The organism is Microbacterium sp. B19 (assembly GCF_000333395.1).
Lineage (GTDB): Bacteria > Actinomycetota > Actinomycetes > Actinomycetales > Microbacteriaceae > Microbacterium.
On record NZ_BADA01000362.1, the window covers coordinates 19,647 to 32,457 of the forward strand.

At 70.0% G+C, this 12,811-nt stretch carries 12 protein-coding genes; 8 read left to right on the top strand and 4 right to left on the bottom strand.

The window, feature by feature from the left end; all coding sequences use genetic code 11:
- Positions 1 to 106 precede the first annotated feature (106 nt).
- Positions 107 to 850, top strand: a complete 744-nt coding sequence (locus tag I5G_RS24100; RefSeq protein WP_022879434.1) for a FadR/GntR family transcriptional regulator — start codon at positions 107 to 109, stop codon at positions 848 to 850.
- On the top strand, positions 847 to 1,575 hold the full coding sequence (locus I5G_RS12960; protein ID WP_022879435.1) for a FadR/GntR family transcriptional regulator: 729 nt from the start codon (positions 847 to 849) through the stop codon (positions 1,573 to 1,575). The genes I5G_RS24100 and I5G_RS12960 overlap by 4 nt, the downstream gene beginning before the upstream one ends.
- On the opposite strand, the gene I5G_RS12965 is transcribed toward I5G_RS12960, so the two are convergent.
- A complete protein-coding gene (locus I5G_RS12965) occupies positions 1,572 to 2,450 on the bottom strand; it encodes a tyrosine-protein phosphatase (RefSeq protein ID WP_022879436.1) in 879 nt (292 codons plus the stop codon). The two genes, I5G_RS12960 and I5G_RS12965, sit on opposite strands and share 4 nt — an antisense overlap.
- 63 nt (positions 2,451 to 2,513) lie before the next feature.
- Between I5G_RS12965 and I5G_RS12970 the strand changes: the two genes are divergently transcribed.
- Both I5G_RS12970 and I5G_RS12975 read left to right on the top strand, forming a co-directional pair.
- Entirely contained in the window at positions 2,514 to 4,142 is a 1,629-nt protein-coding gene (locus I5G_RS12970) for a pyruvate, phosphate dikinase (protein ID WP_204365564.1), read from the top strand.
- On the top strand, positions 4,139 to 5,026 hold the full coding sequence (locus I5G_RS12975) for a LuxR C-terminal-related transcriptional regulator (protein ID WP_022879438.1): 888 nt from the start codon (positions 4,139 to 4,141) through the stop codon (positions 5,024 to 5,026). Before I5G_RS12970 ends, I5G_RS12975 begins: the two co-directional genes overlap by 4 nt.
- Before the next feature lie 67 nt (positions 5,027 to 5,093).
- Here I5G_RS12975 and I5G_RS12980 read toward each other — a convergent pair whose 3' ends face one another.
- On the bottom strand, positions 5,094 to 6,857 hold the full coding sequence (locus I5G_RS12980) for a PEP-utilizing enzyme (protein WP_022879439.1): 1,764 nt from the start codon (positions 6,855 to 6,857) through the stop codon (positions 5,094 to 5,096).
- Between the two features lie 292 nt (positions 6,858 to 7,149).
- On the opposite strand from I5G_RS12980, the gene I5G_RS22385 reads away from it, so the two are divergent.
- The 3 genes from I5G_RS22385 (at position 7,150) to I5G_RS12995 (ending at position 9,609) form a co-directional block, all read left to right on the top strand.
- Positions 7,150 to 8,139, top strand: a complete 990-nt coding sequence (locus I5G_RS22385; RefSeq protein ID WP_022879440.1) for a hypothetical protein — start codon at positions 7,150 to 7,152, stop codon at positions 8,137 to 8,139.
- A 1-nt stretch (position 8,140) separates the two neighbouring features.
- Entirely contained in the window at positions 8,141 to 8,821 is a 681-nt protein-coding gene (locus I5G_RS12990; protein WP_022879441.1) for a histidine phosphatase family protein, read from the top strand.
- A 68-nt stretch (positions 8,822 to 8,889) separates the two neighbouring features.
- The gene (locus I5G_RS12995; RefSeq protein ID WP_022879442.1) at positions 8,890 to 9,609 is read left to right on the top strand and encodes a FadR/GntR family transcriptional regulator; all 720 of its coding nucleotides are present in this window, start codon (positions 8,890 to 8,892) and stop codon (positions 9,607 to 9,609) included.
- Positions 9,610 to 9,615: 6 nt separating this feature from the next.
- Here the strand turns inward: I5G_RS12995 and I5G_RS13000 are convergent, their stop codons facing one another.
- Together I5G_RS13000 and I5G_RS13005 are read right to left on the bottom strand one after the other, a co-directional pair.
- Complete coding sequence (locus I5G_RS13000; RefSeq protein ID WP_022879443.1) at positions 9,616 to 10,695, bottom strand: alcohol dehydrogenase catalytic domain-containing protein; 1,080 nt, start codon at positions 10,693 to 10,695, stop codon at positions 9,616 to 9,618.
- Positions 10,696 to 10,720: 25 nt separating this feature from the next.
- Complete coding sequence (locus I5G_RS13005) at positions 10,721 to 12,151, bottom strand: aldehyde dehydrogenase family protein (RefSeq protein WP_022879444.1); 1,431 nt, start codon at positions 12,149 to 12,151, stop codon at positions 10,721 to 10,723.
- 131 nt (positions 12,152 to 12,282) lie between these two features.
- Between I5G_RS13005 and I5G_RS22390 the strand changes: the two genes are divergently transcribed.
- Positions 12,283 to 12,810, top strand: coding sequence for a hypothetical protein (locus I5G_RS22390; RefSeq protein WP_051038795.1), 528 nt, complete (start codon positions 12,283 to 12,285; stop codon positions 12,808 to 12,810).
- Position 12,811: the final 1 nt, after the last annotated feature.

Consider the following 12,811-nt stretch of genomic DNA (forward strand, 5'->3'; position numbering starts at 1 on the left):
CATTATGGTCGTTCATAACAATGGTCCTTCCATTAACTTTACCCACGGTCGGGCGGATGGGCCAAGATGGGAGAACTGCGGACGACGGAGAGATCGAGGAGGCGCCATGAGCGACGGCACGGTACGTTTCGAACCGGCTCAGACCAAGCGCGCTTTCGACAGCATCATCGACCAGGTGCGGGAGAGGCTGCGCGAGGGGACGCTCCGGCCCGGACAGAAGCTCCCGAGCGAGCGCGAATTCGCGGTCCAGCTCGGCGTGAGCCGCAACACGGTGCGCGAAGCGGTGCGCATGCTCGAGATCGCGGGACTGGTCTCCCTGAAGAAGGGTGCCTCGGGCGGGGCGTTCATCACCTCGGACAACTCCGACGCGCTGGCCCAGGGGATCGTCGACGGGCTGACACTCGGGACGTTCACCGTCGGCGAGCTCATGGAGGCTCGCATCGCGCTGGACACCGCGATCGCCCGCCACGCCGCCGCAGAGATCACGCCCGCCGAAGTCGAGGAACTGCGCGCGCTCGTCGAGGTGGCGCGTGGATACGCCACCGAGGCGGAATGGCCCGACCGCCTCCGTTCGCACCTCGCGTTCGAGGAACGTCTCGGCCAGATCGCCGGGAACCCCATCCTGCGACTCCTCAACGCCCCCCTGCTCGAGTTGACGTCCGAGGTTTCGCTGAGGATCGGACCGTCCGTCGGCGAAGCGATCTGGGTCGCGCGCGAGCACCTCCTCGACGCCCTCTCCCACAACGACCCCGGCGCGGCCGAGCGGGTCGTCCGCGATTACCTCGAGAATCTCCACACCAGCTGGCTCGGCCACGGGGCCTACGAGAACTTCCTCGGCGGTGAGGCATGAGCGGGAACGACCAGACGCCCGCCGCCTTCGTCCCGGTCGTCACGCGCAAGACCACCGACCTGATCGCCGACCAGATCCGGCAACGGATCTTCGCCCGCGAGTTCGCCACCGGGGAGCTCCTGCCGTCGGAGGCGGAGCTGGTGCGCCAAACGGAATCCAGCAGCGCATCGGTGCGTGGCGCCCTCCGCGCCCTCGAGGCGCAGGGACTGATCCAGATGCGGTCGGGGCGCGCGGGCGGCGCCGTCGTGCGCCTGCCCGGCGAGGACGAGCTCGCCGCCACCGTCACGCAGCTGATCCGCGGGCATTCGCTCGACCTGGACGCACTCCTGGAGATGCAGCAGGCGATCGAGCCCGTGTGCGCCGAGCTCGCCGCGCAGCACCGGACGGACGACGACGTCGCCGAACTCCGAGCCGCCGTCGCGCGGATCGCCGCGAGCACCGACACCGCCGGGATGATCGAGGCGCACGGTCACTGGCACCGGCTCGTGGCGCGCGCGAGCCACAACGAGCTCCTCGCGGGGCTCATGGTGGCCCTGGTGACATGGATCTTCACCGCGGTCGAAGAGAACGCTCACGAGATCGCCCGCGTCGAGAGTTCGGCCTACGAAGAGATCACCGACGCGATCATCGACCGGGATGCCACGCGCGCACGCGCCCGGATGCGCGAGCACGCGACGAGTCGAGCACGCTCGCTCCGCTCCCCGCGGACCGGGGACGAGCGCTAGCCGGCGACCGGCGTCACCAGGGCCGCCCGGAGTCGCTCCACGATGTCGTCGCCGACGCCCGCCTCCCGGCGGAGGAACGCTCGCACCGAGCCGTAGTCGGCATCCACCCCCTCGAGCATGAGCCGCATCGTCTCGGCCGGCGAGTCGAACAGTGCGCTCACCGCTGAAGCGTCCACCCCCGCGGAGGCCAGCACGTCGGCGTACGCCTCGACCCGGTTGGGTCGGAAGATCGAGGTCATCGAGTAGTCCGCCACCGTCGCATCACGATCGACACCCAGAGCCTCCAGCAGAAGCGCGACGAGCATTCCGGTGCGGTCCTTGCCCGCCGCGCAGTGGATGAGCACGGGAGTCGCCCCGGGCTCGGCGAGCACGCGCAGCGCGCGGCCGAACCGCGGAGCCCGTGCTCGTACCGTCCGCACGTAGTAGTCGGCCAGCTCCGCCGGACCGAAAGAGCGGAGCTCGCCGGCCCGCAGGCGGCGCATGTAGTCGGTGGCATCCCCCTCACCCCCCTCGTCGATCGGCACGGCGACGAGACGGGCGCCGGTCGGTTCGGCCCAGGCGGAGGGGGCGAGGGCAGCCTCCTCCGCGGCACGCAGGTCGATGACGGTGCGCAGCCCCAGCGCGCGGTAGCTCTCGATCGCCGCGTCGGACCACTCCGCGACACGGCGCACCGAGGGACCGGGGTGCGCGAGCGCCTCGCCGCGCAGCACCGCCCCGGGGCGTACGATTCCCCCGCCCGCCATGGGAAGACCCCCGAGGTCGCGAGTATTTGTGGTGCCGGGAATCTCGACGCGCGACGCGCGCAGGCGCTCCTGCCACAGCGAAAGATCGGGGGATGTTTCCACGGCATCGGCCTCGTGGAGCGCGTCGGTCATAAGTATATAATGCGATGGTTGGGCCTTTAAGCCAACCACACCCGCTGGTACGACGGAGTACACATGAGTGAAAAGCCGATGACGCAGCTGATCGATCACGAACTCGTGATCTATCCCTTCGATCACCCGCACGAGACCCCCGCGCGTCAACTGAAGAACCTGCTGGGCGGTAAGGGCGCCGGGCTCGCGGAGATGACCACCGCCCTGGGGATGGCCGTGCCACCGGGATTCACCATCCCCCTGACGATCTCGAACGCCTACCGTGCGCATGGGTGGCCCGCCGGCCTCGACGCGCTCCTGGACGAGCAGATGACCGTGCTCGGGTCCCGCATGGGTCGTCGCTTCGGCGACGCCCGCGATCCCCTGCTCGTCGCGGTGCGCAGCGGCGCTCCGGTCTCGATGCCCGGAATGCTGGACACCGTGCTGAATCTGGGCCTCAACGACGAAACGGTCCACGGGCTCGTCGCGGCGTCCGGCGACCCCGTGTTCGCGTGGGACAGCTACCGCCGCTTCACGCAGATGTTCGCGACGACGGTGCTGGGCGTCCCCGGCGAGGCGCTCCCCGAGTGCGCCGACCCCACCGACGTCGAGGCGCTCCAGAAGCAGGTCGACGCCGTCCGTGTCGTCGTCCGCCGGATCACGGGCGAGGACATCCCCGCCGATCCCGCTGAACAGTTGCGTCGGGCGGTCGTGGCGGTGTTCGAATCGTGGGACAGCGCTCGCGCCCGGGCGTACCGCGCCAAGGAGGGCATCGACGAGCGGATGGGGACCGCGGTCAACGTCCAGGCCATGGTGTTCGGCAATCGCGGCGAGCGCTCCGGCACCGGCGTCGTCTTCACCCGCAATCCCTCCACCGGAGAGGCCGCACCGTTCGGCGACTACCTCCCGCGCGCGCAGGGCGAAGACGTCGTCGCCGGCACCGCGCACACCCTGCCGATAGATCGCCTGCGCGACATCGCCCCCGCGGCGTACGACGACCTGCTCGTCGCCCTCCGGCGCCTCGAGGTGCACTACCGCGACATGTGCGACGTGGAGTTCACGATCGAGGACGGTCGACTCTGGTTGCTGCAGACACGGGTCGGCAAGCGCGGCGCGACGGCGGCGGTCCGCATCGCCGCCGACCTCGTCGACGACCCCGCCGTTCGCCTCGAACCCGGCGTCGCGCTCGAACGCGTCCCCGCCGAACTCCGCGACAAGGCGCGGCAGGAAGTCGTCGCCCACGCCCGACGCCTCTCCCCCGGTCGCGATCTGCTCACCGTGGGGCTCGGTGCCTCCCCGGGGCGCGCGAGTGGACGGATGGTCCTGAGCAGCGAGGATGCCGCTGACGCCGACGACGACGTGATCCTCGTCCGCCCGACCACGAGTCCGGAGGACGTGGCCGGGATGGCGGCATCCGTGGGCATCCTCACCACCACCGGAGGTCTCGTCAGCCACGCCGCGGTCGTCGCGCGCGGATGGCACCTGCCCGCCGTGGTGGGGGCGAAGGAGATCGCGATCGACGGCGAGCACGTGCGGGTCGGCTCGCGCTCCCTCCTCGCCGGCGCCGTGATCACCATCGACGGCAGCACCGGTGAAGTCTGGGAGGGGGCGCATGCCGGAGACGACGGCGACGTGGACGCCGAGGACCTCGTCCACGCGCACCTCCCTGAGCTGGAGCGACTCGACAGCTGGGCCAGGGTGGCGGAACGATGACCTCGCCGGCCCGGGACGCCGCCGTCGCGTGGGACACCGAGCCCGCGTCGTCGGTCACCGAGCTGGACCGGTTCGCACGCGCGGTCGCCACGGTGCGTCGCGCACGGACCACCGCCGAGACGCTCGCGGCCGTCCCGAGGGCGGTCACGGAGCTCGGGTTCGAGCGGGTGATGCTGTCGCTCGTGGATGACGAGTACTGGCGCCCGCAGGCGGTGCAGATCGTCGCGGACACGTCGTGGTCGGCTCGGGTGATGGACTCCGCGCTGCAACTGCCCCAGGCGATCTGCGACAGCGCACCCGAGCGACGCGTGATCGAGCGCGCGACGCCGATCGTCGTCCCGCCGCCCCGTGATGTGCACCCGTGGTCGAAGAAGACGTGGGACTACCGGCATCCGCGCAAGGTCACGGCCTACGTGGCGGCCCCCGTCGAGATCGGCGGTCGTGTGGCCGCGCTCATCCATGCCGACCGCGCCACCTCCTGCCGCGCGCTCACCGGCGCGCACGCCACGCTGCTGTGGAGCTTCTGCGGCGTCGTCGAGCTGGCGCTCACCGCGCGGGCGGCCGAGGAGAGGCTCCAGCGGATGCGCGGACACCTCGACGACATGCTCGACCTCACGGGCGCAGCCGCACACCCGCGGCTCCCCGGGCTGACGCGACCGGAACTCACGGCCCCTCGCGAGATCGTGGCGTTCGACTCGCTGACCGCGCGCGAGCGCCACGTTCTGGAACTCCTGGCGCGGGGTCTGAGTAACACGCAGATCGCCGAGCAGCTGCTGCTCACCGAGGGCACCGTCAAGGCCCACGTCAAGCACATCCTCGCCAAGACGCAGAGCCCCAACCGGACGGCCGCGGCCCTGAAGTGGGCCAACGGCGACGTGGGCTGATCCGACCGGATGCCGAAGAGGCGCCGCTCCCGAAGGAGCGGCGCCTCTCGTCGTTCGGAGACCGGGTTCACTCGGAGACGACGCGCACCTCACCGGTGCTTCCGTCGACGGACACGACCATTCCCGTGGCGAGTCGGCCCAGGGCGTCCGGCACGGACGCGGCGGCGGGGATGCCGAGCTCGCGGGAGACGATCGCGGCGTGCGAGATGGTCGCGCCGGTCTCGACGACGACGGCGCCGGCGACGAGGAACAGCGCGCCCCACGACGAATCCGTCGTCCGAGCCACGAGCACGTCGCCGGGTTCGAGGTCCACGTCGTCCTCGATCGAGGTCACCACCTGCACGCGTCCGGTGTGCGAGCCCGGTGCGACGCCGATGCCCTGGAGGACGTCGCCGACGGCCGCACGCGTGACCTCGCGCTCGGGGGCACGGAAGTCCTCGAGGTCGGGGTAGCGACCGTCGACGATGAATGGCGGGACCTTGCTCTCGAGTTCGGTGAGGGTGGCCCGACGCTCGACGATCGTCCGTCCCCAGGACTCCGGAGCCTCGAGGTATCCGTCGATCTCGCTGTCCTGCAGCATGAGGATGTCGGACCAGTGAGCGATACGCCCGGCCTCGACGTGGCGCCGTCCCAGCTCCTTCATCACGTCGCGCACGTGGTTCACCAGGCGCGTGCACTGCACCTTGGATCCCTCCCGCGCCGGCAGCAGGGACGGGATGACGCCGGCGGCCGCCACGAACATGCCGTGCGCCTCGGTGCCTTCCAGAGCCGCCGCCACCGCGGCGACGGCAGCCTGGCGCTCCGCGGCGAACGACGAGGTGCGCTTCTCGGGCGACGCGTCGTCCTCGGCTCGCCGCGATCCGTCGATCATGTGGAGGACGATGCGGGGCTGCGACGCGTACGTGGGCGAGCGCAGCTCCCAGACGCTCGGCCCCAGGAAGCCCCAGTCGCTGATGAAGCGGTCCCACGCCTCGCCGAATGCGGCGGCATCCGCCGAGGACGAGCCCGTGATGCGCCCGAGCGCGCCGTCCAGTCCCGCATCGAACGCGGCGGTCAGCTCGGGCGAGCGGCGCACGATCCGGGAGATGCGCCAGATGTCGAACGACTGCTGCGCCGAGTCGACCCCTCCGAGGCCCGCGAAGATCGCCGACGTCAGGTGCCCCAAGCCCGCCGCACCCGCCGCCTGGGCGACCACACCGGTGGCGATGTTGGCGCTGTACAGGTTGAACATGTGGGTGGCGAAGACCGGCCGCAGTTCGTCCACGACGCGTCGCGCGTAGGCGACGAGCTGCCCGTCGGACAGACCGGAGAAGTCGGGCACCGCGGCCAGGAACGCGTCGATGTCGCGGGCGTGGCCCGCGTTCGGATCGGGCGCGGGGGCGAAGATCGCCCCCATCCACGCGCCGATGTCGGCCGAGCGCGCCTCATCGACGTCGTCGGGGTGCTCCACGTAGTCCGGGACGTCCGGGTGCTCGCCGAAGAACGACTGGTCGATCGCCTGCGTCGTCATGCCGGGCGCACGGACCCCGAGCACGCGCGACATGGAGAGGTTGATATACACGTAGCCGCCGAACGACGCCACGCAGGTGCACTTTCCGGTTTCGAGGGGGCCGAAGTCCGAGGGCGCGAATGCTCCGATACGGAACAGCGCGTCGCGGTAACCGCCCTCGTACACCACCCGCCCCAGCAGGCTCCACGTGAACGGGCTGGAAGCGTCTGTGAACACCTCACCGGTGTTCGCCCGGGTGAACACCGGATAACGGGCGTTGACCTCGTCGTCACTCGGCCAGATCTTGGTGCTCGTACCGGAGGGCTGGGTCGTGATCGTCATGATCGAATCCTTTTCTCTTCGCGGGGAAGTCGCCTCGTCGAGCAGGCCGGTTCCGGGGAGAAGTCCCTCCCGCACCCCCGTCCTCGCCGCGGTCTCCCTTGATCGCAACGCGCGGCATCCGGGCACCCGGAGCCGTGCCACGAATCTAGGAGCGCGTTCCTTTCGGAGGGCATTTCGCGGCGAATCGCTTCCGAAGGGGGCAGGCCAGCTCCCCCCTTCGGACGACTCTGCCCGATCGATCCCACACCGGTCGAGCCGGCCGCGAGACTGGTCGGGAACGAAAGAGGTCAGCATGATCACGGACGACGACGTCGAGTTCCACGCGCCGAGCCCCGACCCGATGCGGGCGGAGACGAACTACTTCGGTTTCGAGATCCCGGAGGCGGGAACGCACATCGGCCTGTACTCGCTGTTCCGGCCGAACCTGGGGATCGTGAACTCCGCGGTCTTCGCCAATTCCCGGATGGTCCCCGTGCAGACGGCGATCGACTTCTGGGACCACCGCGCCTATCTTCCGTTGGGCGAGAACCGCCTGTCGGACTTCTCGCTCGCGAACGGGCTGCGCGTGACCTGCCTCGACCCCAACCGCCGGTGGGAGCTCCGCTTCGACAGTGAGTGGATGACCGTCGATGTGCAGTACTCGGCCCTCATGCCCCCCTACGACATCCACGACCGGGCGATGGACCCGCTCGCGCGCGACGGCGGGAACGACCTGGCCTCGGGGGACCTCTGGAAGGGCGGCCACTTCGACATGACGGGCGCCGTCGAGGGCACGGTCCGCCTGCACGGCCGTTCCTACGCCGTGGACTGGCTCCTCACGATGGACCACAGTTGGGGTGTCCGCGGCGAGTACCAGAGCGGCACCATGACGTGGCTGCAGGCCCATTTCTCGCGCGACTTCGCCGTGCACGCGATCTTCCAGTCGGATGCCACGACCCCTCCGGGCGAGCCGCTCGACCTGTCGATCAGCCACTCCTACGTGATGGACCACGGCGAGGCCGTGGGCGTGAAGGCCGGCACCGGTCGGACGCTTCGGGAAGGGCTCGCGCAGCGCGAGGTGGAACTCGAACTCGTCGATGTGCGCGACCGGGTCTGGAAGCTCCACGGGGTCGCTCAGACGGGCTTCCCCGCCGAGTACTGGCCGGGGTCGTCCTCTCCCATGGCGATGATGCGCTGGACGCTCGACGGAGAGGTCGGCTACGGGACCACCACCGACTTCTACGACTACCGGCACCACGTCGCTCTGCAGGCGCAGCGGGCGCGCGCGGCGGCGGAGCGCTGAGATGGGAGCGGGAGACGCGCTCGTCGGCGGAGCGCAGCGCCCGTTCGTGCGCCCCCACGACGCCGTCGAGATCCTTCTCGTCCGGCACGGCACGTCCGCGCGAGGAGACGATCCCGGCTCCCACGATCTGCGCGACGGCGCGTCGGACCCGCCGTTGAACGACGGCGGGCGCGCGCAAGCGGAACTGCTCGGGCCGCGGCTGGCGGCGATCGACGCGAGCCGCGTCTTCGTGTCCTCGCTCCAGCGCACCGCGCAGACGGCGGAGCCTCTGCTGCGACGGACGGGAAACACCGCCACTGTCGTCGACGACCTCAGCGAGGTGTACCTGGGTGTTCTCGACGGCGAGAAGTTCGAGCTCCAGCGTGCGGCAGGCGACCCCGTGGTGGAGGAGGTCTTCCGTCAGCAGCGTTGGGATGTCATCCCCGAGGCGGAGAGCGCGGCTTCTTTCTCGGCCCGCGTGCGCCGGGGACTCGAGGCGGTCGCGGATGCCACGCCGAAGGGCGCGGCATCCATCGCCTTCGTGCACGCAGCCGTCATCGCCGAGCTCCTGGCCCAGATCACGGGAAGTCGAGCGCTCGCCTTCATCGGCGTCGAGAACGCTTCGATCAGCACCGTGATCCGCAGCGGGTCCGGACACTGGATGCTGCGCAGTTTCAACGACACCGCGCATCTGTCGACCTGAACCGGCCGAGCTCCCCCGCGTAGGATCGAATCCGCCCGCCCGGCGGGACGAAGCGAACGGAGTGTGCGATGACGCAAGCGCAGGGCTCGCCCAGCGGCGTCGAACCGATCGTCCTCGGCAAGATGAAGGTGCCGCGGGCGTCGCAGATGCTGGCCGATCAGCTCGCCGAGCACATCCTGAGCGGAGAGTTCCCGGAAGGGTCGGGTCTGCCCCCCGAACGGGATCTGGTCGACCAGACGGGGCTCAGCCGCACGACGGTCCGCGAAGCGCTCCGCATCCTCGAGGTGCAGGGGCTCATCAAGGTGCGCGCGGGGCGCGCCGGCGGCGCGTTCGTCCAGCGCCCCGGCGAGCAGGCCATGGCCAATACCGTGCAGGACATCATCCTGGGGCGGGAGATCACGCGCACCGCGCTGCTCGAGGCGCGGCGTGCCATCGAACCCTTCTGCGCGCGCCTGGCGGCACGCACCCGTACCGACGAGCAGCTGGACGACCTCGAGGAGACCCTCGACACCACCGACGGCGACTGGCACGTGGCTGTCGCGCGGGCCGGCAACAACCCTCTGCTGTCGGGTCTGATGGTCTCGCTCACCCAGGGGATCCACGCCGCGACCGAGCACGATCTGATGGATGCCGAAGCCCTCGGGCACGCGGTCGAATCGCACCGAGCCGTGACCGACGCGATCCGCGCACGGGACGAGGACACCGCGGAGCGCGAGATGGAACGGCACGCCCACGTGTTCTCCAAGCTCGACGAGCGCGTCGTCCCGCGACACACGGGACGACGCTGACCTCTCTCACTCGATGTGGATCGGCGTGCGCACCACCGCGCCGGACCGCTGATCGGCGACGACGCGGTTGATGTCGGCGAGTTCGGCAGGGTTCGACAGAAGCTTCTCCACCGGCAGGCGTCCCGTGCGCCACAGGTCGGTGAGCAGGGGCAGATCCCGGCGCAGGCTGATACCGCCGTGGAAGCTGCCGGTGATGCGCTTGTCGTCGTGGAACATCTCGTACGCGGGGATCTCGACGACGGCCCCCGGGGCACCGGCTCCGACCACCGTGACGGTGCCACCGCGCCGGACGGACCGCCAGGCCGTCAGAACCGTCGCGGGAGCCCCGACGGCGTCGATCACGACGTCGAGGTCGCGGAATCCGTCGGCGAACTCGTCTGGCGCGGCCGCGGCCGTCGCGCCCAGGGACAGAGCGAAATCACGGCGCGAAGCCATCGGATCGACGGCCACGAGATCGCTCGCTCCGGCGACGATCGCCCCCAGCAGGGCGTTCAGACCGATCGCCCCGCATCCGATCACGGCCACACGGTCACCTGGGCGCACGGCGGCGCTACGCAGCGCGGCCCCCGCTCCGGTGGCCGTGGCGCAGCCGAACAGAGCGGCGATCTCGAACGGGAGGTCGTCCGCGATCTTGACCACCGCGTGATCGGGGAGCAACGTGCGCTCGGCGAACGTCGCCGTCTTCATCCCCTGGTGCACCGCCTGTCCGTCGATCGAGAGACGCTGGGTCGAGGTGTGCTCCCGGCCCGCTCGCGCATCGGCGGTCGAGCTGCGGTTCGCGCAGAGGTACTCCTCGCCGCGCAAGCACGGTCGGCAGGTCCCGCAGGGGGCCACCCAGAGCACGAGCACGCGGTCCCCTGGACGGACGTTCCGGACCTCGCGACCGACTTCGGCCACGACGCCGGCGCCCTCGTGACCGAGCACGACCGGCGTCGGCTGGCCGAAGACGGTGGTGAGTGAGAGGTCGGACGCGCACACTCCGACCGAGTGGAGGCGCACGACGACCTCGCGCGGGCCGGGTGCCGCCAGGCTGATTTCGCGGACGTCGAACGGCCCGCCCGACTCCCACATCACTGCTGCACGCATGACATTCTCCGTTGCTCGATGCCGATCAGCCGGCGTAATGGATGGAGGTGTACGACAAGTACGACGCGAGACCTTCGAGTCCGAACTCGGTACCGACGCCGCTGTCCTTGTGGCCGCTGAACGGGGCTGCGGCGTTGGAGCCGTACTGGTTGATGCCGACGGTGCCGGTGTCGATCCGGCGCGCCACGGCGGTGGCCGCGTCTTCGTCCCGACCGAACACGGCGCCGGCGAGACCGTACGGCGAGTCGTTCGCGAGACGGACCGCCTCGTCGACGTCGCGATAGGTGAGGACCGTCAGGACCGGCCCGAAGATCTCTTCCCGCGCGATCCTCATCGTGTTCTCGGCATTCACGAACACGGTCGGACGCACGAAGAATCCCCGTCCGCGCGGCGCCCCCACACCGCCCACGATCGGGTGTGCTCCCTCGTCGATCCCGAGGCGGATGTACTCCGCGACCCGATCGCGATGACGGCGGGAGACCAGAGGGCCGAAGAACGTCGAGGGGTCCGATGGATCGCCGAGCGGCGCCGCGGCGATGGTCTCGGCAACCGCCTCGGTCAGCTCCTCCGCACGGTCATGAGGCAGGAGCAGGCGGGTGCAGGCCTTGCACGTCTGCCCGGTGTTGCGCATCGCGACCTTGAGGATGTTTCCGGCGAGCACCGTGGCATCCGTGTCGGGAAGCGCGACAGCCGCTGACTTGCCACCCAGTTCCAGGGTCACGGGACGCAGGAGCCGCCCCGCGGCCTCACCGATCCACCGTCCCGCGGCGGTGGAGCCGGTGAACGAGATCTTCCCGACCTTCGGGTGCTCGACGAGGGCCTGCCCCGCCTCCACCCCTCCCGTGACGAGGTTCACCACCCCGGGAGGGAAACCCACCGAGCGGACGGCATCCATGAGTTCCCGCGCCGCGAGCGGTGTCTCCGGTGCGGGCTTGATCACCACGGTGCAGCCCGCGACGAGCGCGGGGGCGAGCTTGACCACGATGAGGCTCAGCGGATAGTTCCACGGGGTGATGAGGCCCGCGACACCGAGCGGAGTCCGCAGGACGCGCGACCGGCCGGGGGAGAGCGGATTGAGCCTGACGTCGTCCGCGAAGGCCTCATCGGCGAGGCCGGCGACGAGTCGAAGGTGGGCGGCGGCCTGCACCGGCGCGTGCCGGGCTTCGCTGATCGGGGTGCCGTTCTCCCGCATGATCACTCGGGCGAGCTGGTCGGCGCGTCTCTCCAGCTCGTCGGCCAGACGCACGACCAGCGCGGCACGCTCGGCCGGCCGGGCGTCGCGCCAGCCCGCGAAGGCGCGGTCGGCAGCAGTGACGGCCGCGTCGATGTCGGCGGCCCCGCCGTCCGGCACCTCGGCGATCGTCTGCTCGGTGAACGGGTCGACCACCGACAGCCGACGTCGACTCAGAGCGGGACGCCAGTCTCCGTCGATGAAGACGGTGTCGTAGGTGTGCATCGCGCGGTCTCCCTCGACGGTTGCGATCGGTGCGCGCTCCCGAGAAGATGGAGCGTTCGCGTAAACCATACATGTGAGCTATGGTTGGACCAAACTTCGACATGGAGTCGAGGCTCGAAGGAGAGTCATTCATGAGTGCCCCCACGCAGATCGACCTCATGGACCTGTCGCCGTTCATCGCGGGCACGGAGCTGGAGAACTTCGCTGTGCTCCGCGAGCACGATCCGCTGCATTGGAACGAGGAGCCGAACGGTGGTCCCGGATTCTGGTCGATCACGCGCTACGCCGATCTGATCACCGCGATCGACGACCCCACGACCTACATCAACGGCGAAGGCACCCAGATCCTCAGCCGCAAGGTCGAGGGCCACCACCCGACCGTGCACAACACCGACGCGCCGCGCCACATGGAACTGCGCCGCATCGCGACCCCGCACCTCCGGGCGGTCAAGATCAAGGACTGGCTCGAGATCATCGACTCCAACGTCGACGAGATCCTGGACTCCATCGAGGATCGACTCAACTACGACTTCGTCCACAACGCCGCCGCGCTGCTGCCGATCCAGGTGCTCGGCGAGGTCCTCGGCGTCCCCCACGAGGACGGGCACCTGCTGCTGGAATGGACCAACGCGTCGTGTCGGACGACCCGGAGTACATGAC